Origin of the sequence: Niastella yeongjuensis (assembly GCF_900110245.1) — a bacterium.
Taxonomy (GTDB): domain Bacteria; phylum Bacteroidota; class Bacteroidia; order Chitinophagales; family Chitinophagaceae; genus Niastella; species Niastella yeongjuensis.
In genome coordinates this window covers 102507-122028 of record NZ_FOCZ01000009.1, presented here as the reverse complement: position 1 = coordinate 122028, position 19522 = coordinate 102507, and the positions used below count along the sequence as shown (strand labels likewise).

General features: G+C 41.9%; 18 protein-coding genes. 15 read left to right on the top strand and 3 right to left on the bottom strand.

Annotated features, from left to right (window positions below; translation table 11 throughout):
• The first annotated feature begins 35 nt into the window (after positions 1-35).
• From BMX95_RS35045 to BMX95_RS23085, 8 genes are all read left to right on the top strand, one after another.
• Positions 36-173 (top strand): hypothetical protein, encoded by a 138-nt coding sequence (locus tag BMX95_RS35045; protein ID WP_165758824.1) that lies wholly within the window; start codon positions 36-38, stop codon positions 171-173.
• Positions 143-739, top strand: a complete 597-nt coding sequence (locus BMX95_RS23115) for a Crp/Fnr family transcriptional regulator (RefSeq protein WP_081197859.1) — start codon at positions 143-145, stop codon at positions 737-739. The genes BMX95_RS35045 and BMX95_RS23115 overlap by 31 nt, the downstream gene beginning before the upstream one ends.
• Before the next feature lie 50 nt (positions 740-789).
• Positions 790-1488: an alpha/beta fold hydrolase gene (locus tag BMX95_RS23110; RefSeq protein ID WP_081197858.1), complete on the top strand. Its 699-nt coding sequence runs from the start codon at positions 790-792 to the stop codon at positions 1486-1488.
• 806 nt (positions 1489-2294) lie between these two features.
• Positions 2295-2696 (top strand): hypothetical protein, encoded by a 402-nt coding sequence (locus BMX95_RS23105; RefSeq protein ID WP_081197857.1) that lies wholly within the window; start codon positions 2295-2297, stop codon positions 2694-2696.
• Between the two features lie 136 nt (positions 2697-2832).
• Positions 2833-4362 (top strand): SulP family inorganic anion transporter, encoded by a 1530-nt coding sequence (locus BMX95_RS23100; protein WP_081197856.1) that lies wholly within the window; start codon positions 2833-2835, stop codon positions 4360-4362.
• Positions 4363-4665: 303 nt separating this feature from the next.
• Entirely contained in the window at positions 4666-7917 is a 3252-nt protein-coding gene (locus BMX95_RS23095; RefSeq protein ID WP_081197855.1) for a SusC/RagA family TonB-linked outer membrane protein, read from the top strand.
• Positions 7918-7938: 21 nt separating this feature from the next.
• Positions 7939-9618, top strand: coding sequence for a SusD/RagB family nutrient-binding outer membrane lipoprotein (locus BMX95_RS23090; RefSeq protein WP_081197854.1), 1680 nt, complete (start codon positions 7939-7941; stop codon positions 9616-9618).
• Positions 9619-9643: 25 nt separating this feature from the next.
• Complete coding sequence (locus BMX95_RS23085; protein ID WP_133053855.1) at positions 9644-10150, top strand: hypothetical protein; 507 nt, start codon at positions 9644-9646, stop codon at positions 10148-10150.
• A 156-nt stretch (positions 10151-10306) separates the two neighbouring features.
• Here BMX95_RS23085 and BMX95_RS23080 read toward each other — a convergent pair whose 3' ends face one another.
• Positions 10307-10735, bottom strand: a complete 429-nt coding sequence (locus BMX95_RS23080) for an ankyrin repeat domain-containing protein (RefSeq protein WP_165758823.1) — start codon at positions 10733-10735, stop codon at positions 10307-10309.
• 85 nt (positions 10736-10820) lie between these two features.
• Between BMX95_RS23080 and BMX95_RS23075 the strand changes: the two genes are divergently transcribed.
• From BMX95_RS23075 to BMX95_RS23060, 4 genes are all read left to right on the top strand, one after another.
• Positions 10821-11378, top strand: coding sequence for a hypothetical protein (locus BMX95_RS23075; protein ID WP_081197851.1), 558 nt, complete (start codon positions 10821-10823; stop codon positions 11376-11378).
• A gap of 11 nt (positions 11379-11389) precedes the next feature.
• A complete protein-coding gene (locus BMX95_RS23070) occupies positions 11390-11854 on the top strand; it encodes a hypothetical protein (protein WP_081197850.1) in 465 nt (154 codons plus the stop codon).
• 261 nt (positions 11855-12115) lie between these two features.
• A complete protein-coding gene (gene dinD, locus BMX95_RS23065; RefSeq protein ID WP_081197849.1) occupies positions 12116-12967 on the top strand; it encodes a DNA damage-inducible protein D in 852 nt (283 codons plus the stop codon).
• Positions 12968-13063: 96 nt separating this feature from the next.
• The gene (locus BMX95_RS23060) at positions 13064-13822 is read left to right on the top strand and encodes a metallophosphoesterase (protein ID WP_081197848.1); all 759 of its coding nucleotides are present in this window, start codon (positions 13064-13066) and stop codon (positions 13820-13822) included.
• Positions 13823-14575: 753 nt separating this feature from the next.
• Here the strand turns inward: BMX95_RS23060 and BMX95_RS23055 are convergent.
• Complete coding sequence (locus tag BMX95_RS23055; protein ID WP_081197847.1) at positions 14576-15403, bottom strand: hypothetical protein; 828 nt, start codon at positions 15401-15403, stop codon at positions 14576-14578.
• 93 nt (positions 15404-15496) lie between these two features.
• On the bottom strand, positions 15497-16096 hold the full coding sequence (locus BMX95_RS23050; protein ID WP_133053854.1) for a hypothetical protein: 600 nt from the start codon (positions 16094-16096) through the stop codon (positions 15497-15499).
• 409 nt (positions 16097-16505) lie between these two features.
• Between BMX95_RS23050 and BMX95_RS23045 the strand changes: the two genes are divergently transcribed.
• The 3 genes from BMX95_RS23045 (at position 16506) to BMX95_RS23035 (ending at position 19429) form a co-directional block, all read left to right on the top strand.
• Positions 16506-16727: a helix-turn-helix transcriptional regulator gene (locus BMX95_RS23045; protein WP_081197845.1), complete on the top strand. Its 222-nt coding sequence runs from the start codon at positions 16506-16508 to the stop codon at positions 16725-16727.
• Positions 16728-16877: 150 nt separating this feature from the next.
• Positions 16878-17207 (top strand): nucleotide pyrophosphohydrolase, encoded by a 330-nt coding sequence (locus BMX95_RS23040; RefSeq protein WP_081197844.1) that lies wholly within the window; start codon positions 16878-16880, stop codon positions 17205-17207.
• Positions 17208-17209: 2 nt separating this feature from the next.
• Entirely contained in the window at positions 17210-19429 is a 2220-nt protein-coding gene (locus BMX95_RS23035) for a DNA/RNA helicase domain-containing protein (RefSeq protein ID WP_081197843.1), read from the top strand.
• The last annotated feature ends 93 nt before the right edge of the window (positions 19430-19522 follow it).

The window sequence follows — 19522 nt, the reverse complement described above, 5'->3', positions numbered from 1 at the left end:
CAGGGTATGGGCACAAGTTACTGCAAATTTGAAACATGAAAAAGAAAGCGCATCTGTTTGATCCTGACAATACCATGTTACTTGAACAGGCTGGTGGCGTTGTTGTAGAAAATTATTATTTTGGCGTCTTATTATTAGTACCATGCAATTACCCTCATACTATCAACGGTTAAGTAAGAAGTATCCCCTGGTAACAGCCGAGGAATGGGAGATGCTGGATATCATAGCTACAGTGCGGTATATCCGTAAAGGTGAAGACTTTTTACGTTATGGTAAGATCGCCCGATATTCGGCGTTCGTATTGATCGGACAGTTTAAATTCAGTCTGGTGAATGATGAAGGGGCTGAGAAGATCGTGAAGTTTGCTTTTACCGATGATTTTCTGGCTAATTGTGAAAGCTTTCATAAAAAAGCGCCCTCGAATGTTTGCATAACAGCGTTGGAAGATTCCGTGATCTTACGCATCAACACCAAAAAGCTGCAGCCATTGTACGATCACCACCGGAACCTGCTGCATGTGAATTTGCAATTATACCAGGAGTTGATGGAACAGCAGGCCGAACACCAGTATATTCTCTCTTTAAAAAGTCCCATTCAACGCTACCGGTTTTTGCTGGAACACCGGCCGGCGATCATCGAAAAGATTTCCCTTACCAATATAGCCCGGTACCTGTACATCAGTCGCGAAGCATTGAGCCGGGCCAGGATCTTACTCTCGGGTCGCAAATTTTGTGATTGAGATCACGGCCCCCTTTTTTCGATGCGGATAGTTTTGCTTCAAAAAAAATTATGAAGCAAAGCATGGTTTTGTTGCACGGATTGTTTGGCGGGTTGAGTAACTGGCATGGCGTGATAGCACATTTTCAGTCAGATTATGAATTACACATCCCTGAACTGCCCATATTCGACCGGCACAATAATGATCCATTGGCCTACCTCACCGATTACCTGGAGTTCTATATAAATAAGAACAGTTTGACCAACGTAGTACTCGTTGGCAATTCCCTCGGCGGGCATGTAGCTATTTTATACACCCATCGCCATCCGGAAAATGTAAGTCGACTGATACTAACCGGCAGTTCAGGCTTGTATGAAAACACCAGTATGGGTGGATATCCGCGCCGGAGCAGTTATGAATACATTCGTGAAAGAGTTGCCTATACGTTTTATGATCCTGCCGTAGCCACCAAAGCGCTGGTAGATGAAGTGTTCAGCATTACGACCGATACCCGCAAATGCATGAGTATAGTACGCACCGCCAAATCTGCCCAACGCCATTATGTAGCCGACCTGCTTCCTGCCATTCACACCCCTGCCTTACTTATTTGGGGCGACGAAGATAAAATTACACCGCCGCATGTGGCGCGCGAGTTCGAACAATTTTTACCCAATGCTACTTTAGTGATGTTGCAACAGTGCGGACATGCGCCGATGATGGAAAAGCCGTTAGAGTTTAATGCGGTGTTGGAAGGGTGGTTAGGGGAGTGAAGATTTGTACGCCGGTAAAAAAGGTCTCATGCGATTTGGTACGTAATACATTTCTAACTGTTTCTATATGGGAGGAATAAGGCAAATATAAGTGAGCATATCAAAGCTATTTACAAGTCCCGCCCGAATTTCCTGCCATTGTTTCAGTTGTGCATAAAATGCAACAACTGAAAGTGTCGAAAGGGCATTATGCAGGATAGGGCATATTGCAAATGGCAACTTGCAAGGATTTCTTGCAAGTTCAAAAAGCAAATTGAACTGTTGCATTTCTTGCAACAGTTCAACAAAATAGGTGTACTAAAAAGCAATGTGCAAATTTTGCATATTGCTTTTTGAACTGTCAGGAATTCCTTGATAGTTCAAAAAGAATATAAGTAATTGAACTTGTGCAATATTTGCACAAGTTGCCAATGGAAGCGGTGAACTTGATAAATGTAAAAAACTAGGTACAAGTTATTATCCGACAACAAAATATAAAGTGATTCGGCCTGAGTACACGTTTGTACTGTTTAAATATTCCAAAAAAAAATTATTGGTAACTGTATTATGTAATCGAATAATACATATATTTGGTTATACGATTTTACTACATTAAGTATCTCTAATAGGCATAGCCTATATACATACCCCACATAAACCGTTGGTTCCAATCATTTCAGTATTATAGTTACATACGTATCTCGTTAGGTATGGTTTTGTTGGCATTGTTGTAATTGTCTAAGAACAGTTGCGATGTCATTTATTGCCCAAATACAATACGCTTGCGTCTTTATTAATCAAATTATATAACATTAAATCATTTCCCAATGAAAGAAAAAATGGACGTTGAATTGTCAATAGAAGTAACAGAAGATCATGCAAGTGCGAGGATAAGATTTGTGAACACCAATAAAGAGAACATTTATTTTGATCAGCATGGTATCAGTTATGAAGACATTGATTATGGCCACTGTTTTAAAATTATAGATCAGGATGATCTTAAAATAGATTATTGTAAGATTGGTACACCGGGAACACTGAAGCCTGAGTATTTTATAACACTGGAAACTTATGACTCGCTTATAGTAAATTTTTCGCTTACCGACATCTATCAATTTAAAAAGGGAAATAAACATCTTGTTCAATACTCAACTTATAACCGGTCTCATTTGGGAGACGAGGAATTTAAAAAGATTGAATCTAATATTACTGAGATGGTTATAAAATAAGTTTTGAAAAGAAAGTAGAAATTGATCTTCCTATGTTAACCTCCGGAATGTTGCCGTTGTCCGCTTAGTGAAGGAGCCCCGTCTGCATATTGCAGCGGGGCATTTTTTTGCCTACCTTCGCGCATTTTATTCTATAATGGCATACCTTAATTTATTCGATTTCAAACAAAAAGTAAACTACAAAACGGAAGTACTGGCCGGGCTTACAGTAGCTATGACGATGATCCCGGAATCATTGTCATTTGCAATATTGGCGGGTTTGTCGCCATTGACCGGTTTATATGCAGCATTTATGATGGGGTTGATCACTGCTGTTTTGGGTGGCCGTCCGGGTATGGTATCTGGTGGTGCCGGCGCTACCGTAGTGGTATTGATCGCATTGATGAAATCGCACGGGGTAGAATATGTATTTGCAGCGGTTGCATTGGCCGGCGTATTACAATTGCTGGTGGGCTTATTCAGACTGGCCAAATTCATCCGGCTGGTGCCCCAATCAGTAATGTATGGCTTTGTAAACGGACTGGCAGTGATCATCTTCATGGCGCAGATAAAACAGTTCACCATCACCAATGCAACCGGTACTACCTGGCTTTCCGGTACGCCATTGTGGATCATGTTGGCATTGGTATTTATGACCATTGCCATCGTTATTGTATTTCCCAAGTTGACAAAAGCAGTCCCCGCTTCCTTGGTGGCCATCATTGTGGTATTTCTGATCGTACTGGGATTTGGTATTCATACAAAAACAGTAAAAGACATTGCATCCATTAGTGGAAGCCTGCCACCATTTCATATTCCCCTGGTGCCTTTTAAGTTTGATACATTAACAATCATCTTTCCCTATTCATTGGTAATGGCTGGCGTGGGTTTGATTGAAAGCTTGTTAACACTTAACATCGTTGATGAGATCAGCGGCAACCGGGGTCGTGGTAATAAAGAATGTGTGGCACAGGGAACGGCGAATGTTGTCAATGGTTTCTTTACCGGTATGGGCGGCTGTGCCATGATTGCACAATCATTTGTGAATTTATCTGCCGGCTCCCGGGCAAGGCTGTCAGGTATTGTAGCCTCCATCACCATTTTATTGGTTATTCTTTTCGGTGCACCCATTATTGAACGGGTGCCGATGGCCGCGCTTGTTGGTGTTATGATCATGGTGGCTGTTGGAACATTTGAGTGGACCAGCCTGCGTATCATCAATAAAATGCCCCGGCCTGATGTGATTGTAGGAATACTGGTTGCACTTATTACCGTGTGGTTGCACAACCTGGCATTGGCAGTGTTGATTGGTGTCATCATCTCCGCATTGGTGTTTGCCTGGGAAAGTGCGAAAAGAATTCGTGCCAGAAAATACACAGATGAGAATGGCATAAAGCATTACGAAATATTCGGCCCACTATTCTTTGGTTCTGTAACTACCTTCCTCGAAAAATTTGATGTGTCCAATGATCCTGCTGAAGTGATCATTGATTTTAAAGAAAGCCGCATAACCGACATGAGTGCCATTGAAGCATTGAATAAACTTACAGAACGTTATCACAAAGCCGGAAAGAAATTACACTTGCGGCATTTAAGTGCTGATTGTCGCACCCTCATGAAGAATGCTGAATCGGTAATAGATGTAAACGTAATAGAAGACCCGGAATATAAGGTGGCGATGGATTAAACCTACATACGAATTATTTAAATAGATAGGCGGCTGCACCTCAAAGTGCGGCCGTTTTTATTGATTACATTCATATGTGTGCTTTTGTTGATGTGAAGTATATGCTTTACAATTTTTGCTATTTTCTTTATTGAAATTATCCTGTCGTTTTTTTTATAACCTGTTAGTACCTGCGCTAAAATAAGTTAACAGCTCCTCATGAAAATGTTGCAAACAAAGCAATAAAAAGCTATGCTTATCTTGATGATTTTCGGTAAATTCAGTTAGGTTCAAATAGATATTCAACCATAAACTAAAAGTCACATGAGAAAAAAACTGTACGTTTTTTTATTGGCCATCCTATGCACTGTGGTCAGTAAATCACAAACCCTGTCCCTCTCCGGCAGGGTTGTGGACGAAAACGGAGCCCCTATTCCTTTCGCTTCCGTTGTCATCAAAGGAAAATCAAAAACAGGTACTACTTCAGATCCCGATGGTAAATTCAGTATTGCCGTTGCAAGAGGCAATGTACTGGTAGTCTCTGCTGTAAACTATGCACCTACTGAAATAGCAGTAGGCACGGGGTCTACATTGGAGATCAGGTTGTCTGCTGCAAAAGCGGATCTCTCTGAAGTAGTGGTAACTGCCATGGGTATCAAACGTAACGAACGGGCCTTAGGGTATTCCGTATCGAAAGTTGATCCCGGTAACATGCTTCAGAAATCAGAACCCAATATCCTGAACACCTTAGCAGGAAAAGTACCGGGCGTGGATATTCGCGCGGGGCAGGGGCAGCCTGGAGCTGCCTCTCGTATTCAGATCCGGGGGGTATCTACTTTTAGCGGAGCAGACCCGTTGATTGTGGTGGATGGTGTTCCTTATAGCAATCCCCTGATAAAAACTTCTAACTCACTCACGGCCGGCGGTGCTTACGGTTCCGGTTTAAATAATATCGACCCCAATGATATTGAGTCAATCAGTGTGTTGAAAGGGGCTGCCGCGGCCTCGTTATATGGTTCAAGAGCGGCCAATGGCGTATTGCTGATTACCACTAAATCAGGCGCGCCGAAGAGAGGCTCCAAATCTTTGAACGTTACATACAGGGCAGGATACAGCATCGAAAAGGTGGCTGATATTCCTGAGTTCCAGAATCTTTATGGGGCGGGGGCTAACTTCAGGACCCAATCGTCAAATGGTTCATGGGGTGGAAAATTCGGCAGAGGCGTGATCTATGATGCGGCTGGAAATGTCGTTCGTCCCTCTTCCTCGGGCATCGACTCTATTCCTGCTACCACCTGGGCTACTATGTATAATTCTTACCCCGAGCTTTTCCCCAATGGCCTGATTGCTTATAAGGCGGTTCCCGATAACGTGTCGTCGCTCTTTAAAACCGGTAACCTCATGGAACATTCTATAGGATTGAATGGTGGCGAAGGGAGATCCCTGTTCAACGTTACGCTGTCGCAGGTGAACCAAAAGGGTTACATCATGAACTCAAGTTATAAGAAAAGTAATGTCAGCGTGGGCGGACAAACGGCCGTTGGTAAACTCACCATTGGCGCCAACGCTTCCTATGCCCGGTCTAAACAGGTAGGTGGTTTTATTGGTGCGGCCCAGAACTTTTTATCACAGTGGGGTCGAACCTATACCATGGCCCGTAACTGGGATATCACTGGTTGGCCATCTGTAAATAAGGTAGGTGCCCAGATCGGTTTTAATGACGGCCAATATACCAATCCGATATGGGGAGCATACCACAACGTGATCACAACCTTCGATGACCGCATAGTGGGAAACGTTCGGGCTTCTTATAAATTCAACAATTGGATCCGGGTTGACTTCAATGCCGGTGTGAACAACTATGCACTTTTCAGAGATCAGGTCATTGATAAATCATCATACGGCAGTGGTACTACCGCTCCTGAAAATCCATTAGGCACCATAACAGAAGTGATAGACAAGCAACAGGAGATCCAGGGTAAGATCATTGCGGTGATCAGTCCGAAGATTGCCAAAGACTGGAGCCTGGATATTAACCTGGGTAGCGATGTAAATGAAAGGAACAGCCGTCATCAACAGGTGTATGGTATTGATTTTGTGATCCCTGGTTTGTATAACCTGAATAATACGCGCCGCCAGACCTATAGTAATGATGGTGATCTGAGAACAAAGAGGAGGTTAGTCGGTTTCTTTGGTGATGCCTCTATTGGTTACAAGAACTATGCATTCCTTAATGTTACGGGAAGAGGTGACCTTACGTCTACACTTCCTTATAAGAATGCAAAATATTTCTACCCCGGTATTTCCGGATCGCTTGTTTGGTCGGAGGCGCTTAATTTGAAATCGAAGTGGTTCGATTATGGAAAGGTGCGCGCTGGTTATGCCCGGGTGGGTAATGACGCTGAGCCGCATAAAGGCGAAGCTATTTTCGATTTAAATGCAGCAGGGTTTTTGAATCAGCCATTCGCCACAAGAGGAGGAGACTACTACGATACCACCCTCACACCCGAGTTCACCAGGGAGTTGGAATTAGGGGCTGATCTCCGGTTCTTCAATCAGCGGGTAGGCCTGGAAGTAACCTGGTATGATAAGAAATCGACCGATTTGATTTATGGAATTAGTCTGCCCCGAACAGCCGGTTATAGTAATTTCTATACCAACCTCGGTGAAATTCGAAATACCGGGTGGGAAATAGCGCTGGATGTTAGTCCGGTAGTGACCAGCAAGTTCCGCTGGGATATCCGCGGCATTTATACACAGAACAAAAATACGGTGCTGGCATTGAAAGAAGGGTTAACCCGAAGTTTATTGGTTACAGGTGGGTATAATTATATCGAAGCCGGAAAGCCATATGGCTATCTGCGTGGCTCACACTCGGCCCGTTCAGAGGATGGACAATTGTTGATCAGTGCCACCTCTGGCATGCCTTACCTCGACCCCAACGATGACATGGTAGGAGATCCAAATGCCGATTATAAAATGGGTATTACCAATACGGTTTCTTATAAAGGATTTACATTGAATGTACTGTTTGATATGACGAAGGGTGGTGATTTTTATTCGGAAACCATCAACAGTATGTTGGGAAGAGGCGTAACCAAGGACACCGAGAACAGGGAAAGGAATGCGGTGATCACCGGTATCTATGGAGACCCAACCCCGGTGATAGGATCAGATGGATTGAATCACTATGTTCCGTTGATGGTAAATGGCAAAACAGTACCAAATCAAACCAGGGTTACTACCAATGACCTGTTCTTTACGGCCGGTACAGGTGCCAGCTTCGCTACCAACGGCGCCTTTGAGTATGCGGTATGGGATGGAACCGTGTATCGCTTAAGAGAAATAAGCCTGGGGTATAGCCTCCCGTCAAAATGGGTGAGTGCGCTTAAATTAACCAATATTACTTTATCAGTAAATGGCCGCAACCTTTGGTACCTGGCGCCCAATGTACCTAAATACACGCACTTTGATCCGGATATCAATTCTGTAATAGGGAGTGGATCGCAAGGGGTGGAATCTGGCGGCGCGCCCAGTACAAAAAGATTTGGCGTTAACCTGAACGTAACTTTCTAATCATACCGCAATACATCAATTATGAGAAGAAAATATTTTATATACGCATGTACAGCATTACTGGTTTTGATGATTGTCGGAACCGGCTGTAAGAAATTTCTGGATGTAAATAAGAACATAAACAATCCTACGCCGTCATCGGTGACATTGTCGCTGGTATTGAGTGGGGCAGAGCGCAACATCAGCAATAATATTGCGCTGGGTTCAACCATCGGTAATACCTTGTCATTATATACCCACCAGCTTACGGGTCGTATCGCTGCAGACAGGTATAATGCAGGCTCATCCAACTGGAATGAATTGTATGGGGCCATTTCCAACCTGAATGTGATCATTAAACGGGCGCCGGCAGAAAGCCGTTTTGCATATGCAGGGGTGGCAAAAATACTAAAGGCTTATACGGTAAGCCTGCTGGTAGACATTTGGGGCGATGTGCCTTATTCGGAATACGATAGATTTGATGAAGGCATTTCACAACCTAAATCCGATAAAGGATCAGAGATCTATCCCCAATTATTGACTTTACTCGATGAAGGGATTGCCGATCTCAATAACACGGCCTTCAACCCATCAAAACCAGGTAACGACGATTACATTTATAAAGGGAATACGGCCAGATGGATAAAGGCGGCGAATACCATTAAGTTGAAACTGTATACGCAGGTAAGGTTGGTACAGGATGTTAAAACGCAGGTAGCGGCTTTACTGGCCCAGCCAGGTTCCCTCATTAATAACGAGAGTGAAAGTTTTATGATGCCTTTTGGGGCAATTGTTACTACCGATGACCGGCATCCGGCGTATGGCGACTATTCCGCCGCCCAGCGGGGTGGACAGCTATTCAGCCCCTGGTTGTATGAAATAATGAAGGGAAGAAATCCCGACGTCCTCACGGGGCTCGTAGATCCTAGATTGCCTTATTACATCTATAACCAGAAATCAGCCATAGGCGGAGTAAATGGAACACCGGAAAACTGTACAGAGTACCGCGACGGTGGTTTTATTTCAATCCTTTTTGGTTCCAATGGCCCTTGCCGGGATGGATCAAACAGTCAGACCTATTCGATGCTGGGTATTTATCCGGCAGGCGGACGGTTTAACGACAGTCTCGCCAAAAGCGTAAACTCACTCGGTCAGCAGAATGCAGGAACAGGTGCAAGGCCGCACGAGTTTATTACCTATCCGGACCGTTTATACCTGGAAGCGGAATTGATACAGGCAGGCGTAATAGCGGGTGATGCAAGAGACGTTTTCAGCAAAGCGCTGGATGCCACCTTTGCGCATGTAGACAATGTGGTAGCCAATTATGTAAAACCCGGATCGGCAGGCGAGGCACAAACCGTTCCGGCAATAGCGACATTAGCGGCTACCAAAACTTATAAGGATGGCGTACTTGCAGCCTTTGATGCCGGTAATGATAATAAGAAGATGGAATACATCATGACCGAGAAATGGATCAACCGGATTGAGAACCCTGTAGACAACTACACCGACTACCGGAGAACAAAATTTCCGGTGTTGTTTGCACCGGCGCCCGAAGGGTTAGTATCAAGTGTGACAGGTCCTGATGGAAAGGTGACACCCGTATCGAACGATAGAAAGTATCCCTGGAGTATACCTTTTAGTACCGGGGAGATTGGTTTGAACAAGAACGCACCGCCGCAAAAGGTAGCTGAAAATTATAAAGTATTCTGGCAACCATAATCGATCACTACTAATAAAAATAAACATGAAACACTTAATGATACTAATAGTCATTGTTGCCTTCATCAGCTGTTCAAAAGATGATGGTGCAATTCCCGAAAGAGTGAGCATAGAAGATGTGCCGGCTGTTACCACTAACCTGGAATCGGGAAAAACGGTTGATACGATTAGATTAAGCGGCAGTCCAGGTAACTATGAGGGAAAAGTAAAGGTAGCGTTGTATTTCAATGATGCTACTCCGCCGGCAAAAGTGGATATTGTGGTACGGAAGAATGGAGCTGCCTCCAATGTAAAATTATACAAAGCGGATGTGACCTCATTGCCGGTGAACTTTACCATAAAAGTATCGGACCTGGAAACGCTTTTTGGTGCGGCGATCAAAGCAAGTGATTCCTACGATTTTGCTCCCGATATTTATGTGAAGGATAAGAAGTATGAAGCGTTCCCGGTAACTGGCATTGGTAGTGGATCGGGAGTAACAGGGATGAGTGCAGTGGGGTTTGGTGAGTTTGTACGGTTCTATGTGAAGTGAGTATGCTGACCTGTAAGGTCCGCCATTGGGTCTTAAACAATCGGAGAGTTCATGCGGTCCTGACAGGTCAAATTTATAGAAAGTCTGAACCGGGATGGTAGTATTTTCTGATAGCTTGTAAGTGAGCCCTCGTCGAATGGCGGGGGCTCATTTTATTTAGCCAATGTAGGTAACCAGTTCGTCTATGTTAGGAATGATTGGTCTGAACAGGTCCAGCAATTCACTGAACCCCTCCTTACTAAAGGCAAATTCGTTTATTACGTCGAGTGGTTTTTGTCCTTCTTTATTTGTTTTATTCAGATCAGCGCCACTACGAAGCAGGATGTTGAAAATTTCTTGTTCCTTATCAGAGAATGTTTCCCGGCCGGTATGCGTCATTTCATCGATATAAAAGCCAACAGCCAAATGTAGGGGCGTCATTCCGCCACCGATGTCGATGTTTACATCGGCGCCGGTATCGATGAACGATTGCAGTAGGGCAGGGTCTACCTGGTCTACTGCGTATCGAATGGGGAGCATCGGCGTTTCGTAGTTGCCAAAAAGCTGTGGTTCGTTGATGGTTGCGGGATCGGGGCGATTCGACATATATTTCATTTATGGGAGTGCAAAGATAGTTAGAATACACAATGAACTTTTGTATTATTGCTTCGGAAAATAACTTTAGAGAATAATGGTTCATAAGAATTTAATAAGTCTGGAGAAAGATGAGGAAAGAGAATATTTGGATGAGTTGCTGCGCGAGTTGCAATTCGAAACGTTAAATGACGAATGGGGATATTGGCATTTTTCTTTATTGAACCTGGAGGAGGGCGAAAATCTAACGCTAAGGATTTGTAATACCTTAAGTGATATTCCTGTCTATAAGGACCCATACTGGGTTGATAACAAAACAGGAGTCAGAACATACATCCCATTTGCTGACTTAAAAAATCTTACACTGGAGGCTGTGGCAGATTTGAAAAGCGAATTTATTGAACTGGCCGACCATTGGGCTAATTATCAGGCACCCTCTTTGGGCAAGGATAAGACTTCTGAAAAATTTCACAGTTGGAAATATGAAGTAGCGGATAAAATTGTTGCCTTTTTGCAATCAAAGGAAATTAAACAAGTAGCACAGGTTTGTGGAGTAGATATCTTATATACATCAGGCACAGATGAGATCGGAGAAGATCTTTTGGTGGAAACCCAGTCAGGCGTGTATGTGATTCATTTTGGTTTTAGTGCGTAAAATTATAAAGCATGTTATCCGAAACTATTGTTGAATTATTGGATCCAAACTGGACGGAAATGGTAAGCCAAGGCACAAACGTTAAGTTTATGTTGAATGGGATCATGATTTCAGACAGCAGGGCAAAACTGGAATCGGTGCTGAACGACAAAGAGGTGAACTACAAAATATTTTATCCATTAGTGAATGAGGTAAATAAAAGGACGTATGAATGCGATGGCTATAAGTTCAATTTGGTGGATGATACGGTCGTAGGATTTGCGCTCACCTATACAGAACTTGACAGCGAGTATGTAAAGAAATGTTTAGGTGAAACTGATCAGGAAATAGCAATAACAGGAGAGGTATATAGTATGTATGACTGGCAATTGCTGGGCTACAACTGGAAGTATAACAGGTTGAATCTGGAGATTTCCATCGATAAAGAGAAGTTGATTGCGAATACATTTTATGTAGGGAAGAATGTGAGTAGCTAGGATGATTGATGGACCATTTTCCTGACGTCAGGAAAATGGTTAACACTGTTAAGTTGCCGGTTGGTGCTATGTCCTGTAGCCGATTCATCAGTTATCATGGTACCCCTGGCTTATCGGGAGCCGTCAATTCTGGACCCGTAAATTAAAAGGGACATAAAAAATTATTTGTATCAAAGGCTTTCGAATAGTACTAAAGGTTGTAAAAGTTGTTTATATAGTTTATACGCTATAAACGATTTAATAACCACAAAAGAAAGCCATATGAAACAAGATTTAATTAAGGAGCTATTTGAAAAGTTTGAAGCTGCTTGTTATAACATCGATGATGTAGAATGCTGGAGCGCCCGTGAAATGCAGACATTATTAGGTTATAACAAGTGGGAGAATTTTGAAAAGGTAATAGATAAAGCAAAAGATGCCTGTAGAAATGCAGGAGGGCAGGTTGAAGACCATTTTCCTGACGTCAGGAAAATGGTCCATATCGGTTCTGGAACAGAAAGGGGAGTGGAAGATATTGCATTGACTCGGTATGCTTGCTACCTGGTAGGTCAAAATGGTGATAGCCGGAAGCAGGAAATTGCATTTTCTCAGACCTATTTTGCTGTACAAACCCGTAGAGCTGAATTGGTGGAGCAGCGTTTATTAGAATTCGAACGGGTAAAAGCCAGGGAAAAGCTGAGCCAGACAGAAAAGCAACTGTCAGGAATTTTGTATGAGCGCGGGGTAGATGAGAAAGGTTTTGCGCTTATTCGTTCCAAAGGAGATCAGGCTTTATTTAAACTTTCAACCGTTCAATTAAAAGCAAAAATGGGCGTACCGGATAATCGGCCTGTAGCTGATTTTCTTCCAACCATAAGTATAAAAGCGAAGGATTTGGCGGCTGAAATGACAAGCTTTAATGTACAAACGAAAGATCTGAAAGGACAGGACCCTATTGAAAAAGAACATATAGACAACAATTCTGCTGTACGAACTGTGTTGCTTGAACGAGGGATCAAGCCGGAGGAATTGCCACCGGCAGAAGATGTAAAAAAAGTACAACGTAAGTTGGAAAAGGAAGAGAAAAAGATGCTGAAAGATATTAAGCAGGGAAAAGATGGTAAGAATGAATAGTGTCAGCTATTCGAAATTTTCGAATAACTCAACTATCCGGAAAAACCGGATAGTTGAGTTATCCGGATTTTCCGGAATACTCACCTAAATTTGCCCATGACAATTCAATACTGCTCTGACCTGCACCTTGAATTTCCTGCGAATAAAAAATACATGGAGCGGCACCTGCTGGAACCGGTGGGTGAAGTATTGATCCTGGCAGGTGACATACTGCCATTTGCTTTACACAATACACAATCAATATTTATAGATTTTATTGCTGATCACTTTGAGCAAGTTTACTGGATTCCCGGTAATCATGAATATTATGGTTATGATCTGGCAACAGTAGCTGATCCGTTGTTGGAAAAGCTGCGGAGCAATGTATGGCTGGTGAATAATCAGGTGATTGAATACAGGGATGTGAGTCTTATTTGTAGTACACTGTGGAGTAAGGTCGACGTGTTACATGAGTTGGACATTCAGCGAAACATTTCCGATTTTCGTGCCATAAAATGGAAAGAAGAAAATTTTACAACGCAGCGGTTTAACCAGCTGCATAACCGCTCGGTTGAATTTTTAGAAACAGCATTTAAAGAAAAAGATACCGAAAAAAACATAGTAATAACGCACCATGTACCCACCTTTTATGACTATCCTAAAAAATACCGGAAAAGTCCGCTCAATGGTGCTTTTGTAACGGAATTGCATGCCCTGATCCACGATTCAGGGGCGGATTTTTGGATCTATGGGCATCATCATTTCAACATCCCACCGTTTAAAATTGGCAATACAACCTTGCTTACCAATCAGTTAGGGTATGTGCATCATGGTGAGCATTATAAGTTTAATAAGAAGGCGGTTTTTGAGATCTAGAAACATCGGTTGATGCTATCCTGCGAAATATATCCGCTAAATGTGAAAAATCATCCCAAAAGATCTTGCAGTTACAGATGGTCGATATAGAGTAAAATCTATATCGATATAGAAGCTTCTAAAATCTCCTAAAATCCATCTTCCGGTACTTTCTTTCAAATTGACTTGCTAAAGTTTTCTATAACGCTATAGCTGATAGATGTTGGTTGCCATTGTCTGACATCGCTTCGGGTTTGGGCCGGTTTTGCTTTTGGGGTTGTTCGGAATTTGTTCGGATTCTCTCCGGGAATGTTCGGCTGTTTCCGGGGAAAACCCGAACAAATCCCGAACAAAGTTGAGATCAATCCCGGCTCAAGTCCGGCGCAGAAGCACAATGTAGTCTGACGTAATTGTGTCGGAATGGTAGTGTTATGGTAGCATTAGCGCCTGGGTATCGCCTGCGGACTGCCTGGATACTGTCTGGAATAGTACTGCCTGTAAACAATATTCAGACAATATCCAGACAATAATCAGACAACTACCAGACCACTACCCTACAGTCCGAGCGCCGTTCCGATAGCACCCTGTGCAGGAAGTTCAACGTAGTTCAGTATTCCAAATATCTTGGAACGGTTTACATTTTTAAATTGATTATAGCATTTACTGTATCATTTACAGTTTTACTGTCTTACTATATCACTTAACTGTACCAGCTTTTGTTAAGGTTTCGTTCCGGCGACACAGAATTATGATAGTAGCGCCTTTGTGTATTCCTTAATAATAGGTGTATGTCATATCGTAGTGTGAAGTATAATCCGGCATTTGAGGGTAGCTGGTGGTTGATTGTACTTTCTCCATGCGGTAGTTGTTTACAGTAAATGTCTGGTCTTCTATTTTATCAACATAGTCAGGGTTGGAACCTGTTTTCACTATGCGGGTTACTTTAGCTGGCAATTTATGTAGCTGTTGCAACTGCCACAGTACGGCAATGTTGTAAATGGTATAATTCTCCAGCAGCGCTGGATCGATGTAGTGGGCAGGCAGGAAACTAACCGGTGGTGAATAGGAGTCTATGGTATGGGTAACAACACCATTCCTGGACTGAGTGATCACCTTTTCAAGATCTCCTGCGGCGTTATAATGGTAAGTGCTGGTATTGCGCAGTTCGGTGCCCTGACCGTTGACGATCGAAAACTTTAGGGTTTGTAACTTTTTATCGCTGCTGTACAGGAACTCGAATTGAAATTGGGTATCAGAAGGATCGGCTTTTGGAACGTTCCTCATTTTGACCGGCTTTCCGTTGGTATCATATTCAAATACATTCATGTAGGAAGAGCGGCCGTCGAACAATTCGGTGAGTTGGTTGCCTGACCAGCCAAAGCCAGTAAAGCCGCCGACATTCTGATAGGTATAATCGATCTGTTTTAGGGAACTGTCGGCATTGTATACGAAGTTTCCCGCAAGGCCGTTGTTCCAGGTGATGCTTTTGATGTGGGATTGGGGTATAACTACTTCAGGCTCGTCTATTTTATCATCCTTATCGCAGGCACTTAGTAAAGTGATCAGGCTAAAAAGTAACAGGGGAAATGTGTGTTTGTTCATAATGGCTATTTACTTCTTATGACCACAAAGGTAAAATCATCGTGGCTTAGGTCATGACGTGCTTATAGCAGTTCATCCTGGTATTTCGACATTTCATACGAAGTCATGCTTCTTCGGGCTATACAATCGAATCGTTACAGCTTGCATGTGTTGGTTGCTGTACAATTGATAAGACGCTTCGATCAGGCATAGTACATGGTTGTACGTCATCCAGGCTTGCCAGGGCGTGAAACCGTTTGGGTATGCGCCATTGTAACCGACACCGGCTTCCAGGAAATCAGCTAGTTCGCGACGCACGTAATCGATGGGGCATTGTTGAAAGAAGTCGGTAAACAGGGATGATGGGTTGGCAAACTGCTGGCTCTTTTCCATGATATACAGTTTGGATACATATGTTATCAAGAGCTCATAGAATTCGCACAGAACTTTCCGCCCATTCCCATTCGAATACGGACTTTGTGTATTAATAAGCGCTACCTGCAGCCAGTTGGGTAGTAAGTCTTCGGTGAGGTCGCAAAGGGTAAGCTGGTCGAATACTTCTTTTATTACCTCAATTGGTGCGGAAGTGGTTCTTTCGATCAGTCGGGGTGGTTTGGTGAAGGGGATTTTTAATACTGCGGCTGCAAGTGCGTTTATTGGTTTGACAGGCTTTTGGCTTTCCTGCTTTGTTGATTGTCCGATTCCTTGCCTCATTATCCAGGCGGCTTCTACCAGGGCCACCAGCTTTTCGTAAAGGTATAGGTTGTTGTTACGCTCATGGTCGTCATTTGGATGACTGTTTGAGCTTAATACTGCTTTGGTGACCCATTGCCAGAGTGTTTCGCGGACGTCTTGGAGTGTGTAGGTTTGGAAGAAGTCTTCCAGGACTGAGTGCAGATTTTGGGTTTCGCCTGGTGTTAAACGAAGTGGTTCGCAGCACCAACCGGGATGATTAATGGTTTTCATGGTTGAAAAAGTATTGAATAGGTGAAGTGATATCTAGCTGGAATTGCTTTATAGCGCAAATGTATGTATTAATAATTATAATGTATGCGTTTATAGCGCAAATATTGTTGAAGAAAATACAAGTCGTTAATTTTCAGGTTATAACAATATCACGGTGATGGCTGAAAGAAAAATAAACAGGTTAAAAGTGACTTTGGCTGAAAAGGACAAAACAAACCGGTGGCTAGCCGATCAAATCGGCTATACTGAAGGCATGGTATCAAGATGGGTTTCGAATACGAAGCAACCTCCACTGGAAGTACTTTATGATATTTCGCTGTTGTTAAAGGTAGATATAAGAGACTTAATTGAGTCAAATGCGAGTGTCCTGAAAAAGTAACGTGAATCGTCGTTGTGTAAAAGGAAATGATTCATTTTAAAAAATGTTGGCATATTGTAAAATTGCTGGCAGCTTAGATAAGATTTGAGTTGCATTTTAAGATTCCCAATTTGATAATCAAGCACATTTACATATTTATAAAAGAAAATTATGAGCGACACTGAACTCATAACTGGAGAGCTTAAAAAGTTCCGGGACGATCGTGACTGGGCACAATTCCATAATCCCAAAGATCTCGCATTGGCTATTAATGTGGAAGCTGGCGAACTGTTGGAGCTGTTTTTATGGAAAGACGCTAAGGATGTGAAAATGGAAAAAGTGCAGGAGGAACTGGCTGATGTATTAGCTTATGCTTTTCTGTTGGCGGATAAATACGGACTGAACATTAAGGATATAATGATGGAAAAGATCAGGGTGAACGGTGAAAAGTACCCTGTTGATAAGTCGAAAGGAAATGCAAGGAAGTACAATGAATTATAAATATGGATGTGATTTGCGATATTCAAAAGTATAGTTTTGACAAGCACGTTAATAAGGTCTTCCATAACAATGATTTCGCACAGTCATTGTGGCCGGTTATTTATTTACTTAGGGATAATAAAGAGATGTATATTGGGGAAACAACAGATGTATACACAAGAATGGAAGCGCATCTTAAAAATGAGAAAAAAAGTAAACTAACCACCTTACATCTTATCACCTCCGATAAATTCAATAAATCTGCTACCCTGGATATAGAACATAATCTGATAAAGTATATTGCCGGGGATGGTATTTTTGAATTGTTAAATGCCAATATTGGACTTGCTAATCATAACTATTTCCAAAAAAACGGACTTTATTGGGACATATTTAAGGATATATGGAGTAAACTAAAAAATGAAGGTATCGTTAATAACTCCCTGGAGGATATCTCTAATTCTAATTTATTTAAATACTCGCCTTATAAAAGCCTCAATCCTGATCAAAGTAAAAGTTTGATCAGAATAATGAAAAGTCTTCTTGATGACGGCATTAAAACTACCCTTATTGAGGGTGGAGCTGGTACAGGTAAAACGGTATTGGCGATCTTTCTTTTTAAATTACTTAATACAGATTTTACTGATGTTAATCTGAAAGAGTTTGGAGACGATGAAACCGCGTTTGTTGAAACACTCTATGAATTGAAAAAGCGTTTCCCTCCTAATCTTAAAATGGCACTGGTAGTTCCAATGGCTTCATTCAGAGAAACATTGAAGAAGGTCTTTAGAAACGTTAAAGGATTATCGGCTAAAATGGTTGTTGGTCCAACCGAAATAGCAGATGAAACATATGATGTTATTGTAGTAGAAGAAGCACACAGGCTTCGGAGAAGAGAAAATCTGGGGTCGTATTTTAGAGATTTTGGTAAAATCAGTACCAGGCTTGGTTTTGATGAATCGACAAATACAGAGCTGGACTGGGTTATAAAACAAGGGAAAAAAGTAATATTGTTTTACGACGAATTCCAGTCCATTAAACCCTCTGACCTGGATTCAGCAGACTTTGAAAAACTAAAGAGGCAGAGCTCTACTTGCTTGGAACATTTAAAAAGTCAACTGAGAGTCAAAGGAGGTAAAGACTATGTGGATTACATTCATAAGCTTATGAATTGCTTAATTAATCCGAATGAACAAAAGTTTGAATCAAAGAAATACAGTTTTGTGTTGTTTGATTCATTAAGTGATATGGTTGATGATATAAAGCGAAAAAATGATAAGAAAGGGTTGTCGCGATTAGTAGCAGGCTATTCATGGCCATGGATTTCTAAAAAGAATAATAGTTTGTATGATATAAATGTTGACAATGTTCCTTTAAGATGGAATAGCACTATCAAGGATTGGATCAATTCCTCAAATGCAATTAATGAAGTGGGGTGTATCCATACATCTCAGGGATATGATCTTAACTATGCTGGTATTATATTCGGAAGAGAAATTTCTTATGATGAAGAAAAGAATGAGATAGTGATATTAAAGAATAATTATTATGACAGGAACGCGAAGGCGGGAATTGTTGATCCTAATAAGTTAAAGAAATATATCATTAATATATATACTACCATTTTACAAAGGGGAATCCATGGTACTTCTGTTTATGCCTGTGATCCTGCTTTGAGAAAATATCTTTCCAGGCATATTCATATGGCCAAAGTACCAGATAAAGTACATCTAACTAATTCTGATAGTCATGATGTAGGACAGCAGACTTTGTTGACAAATTCTGTTCCTCTTTTTGATCTAATGGCAGCGGCTGGTGGATTTAGCTCTAATCAAATAGTTACAGAGCCAAAAGAATGGATTAAGTTGCCTGACGACATTCGTGCAACCAAAAATATGTTTGCCTGTAAAGTTGTTGGTGAATCAATGAATAAAAAGATTCCGAGCGGTTCAACTTGCCTATTTAGAATAGATGAGGGAGGTACAAGACAAGGCAAGATTGTTCTTGTTCAACACACCAGTATACAAGATAAGGACTTCGGAAATGGCTTTACAGTAAAGGAGTATAGAAGTAAGAAATATATTGATGGAGAAGGTTGGCATCATGCCTCTATTACATTGAACCCATTGTCTTACAACAGTTCGTATCAACCAATTATTATAGAACCTGATGAATTGAATGAATTGAAAGTGATTGGGGTTTTTGAAAGGGTGTTGTATACCAGCGACTCAGAAAATTTGTGAAATAATCAAGCTACTAGCTTTTAGCGAACGGGTTAATAACAGTTGGATGCTATCTTTCTTTTTAAATAAGGCAAAGGTCGCTATCAATGGCAT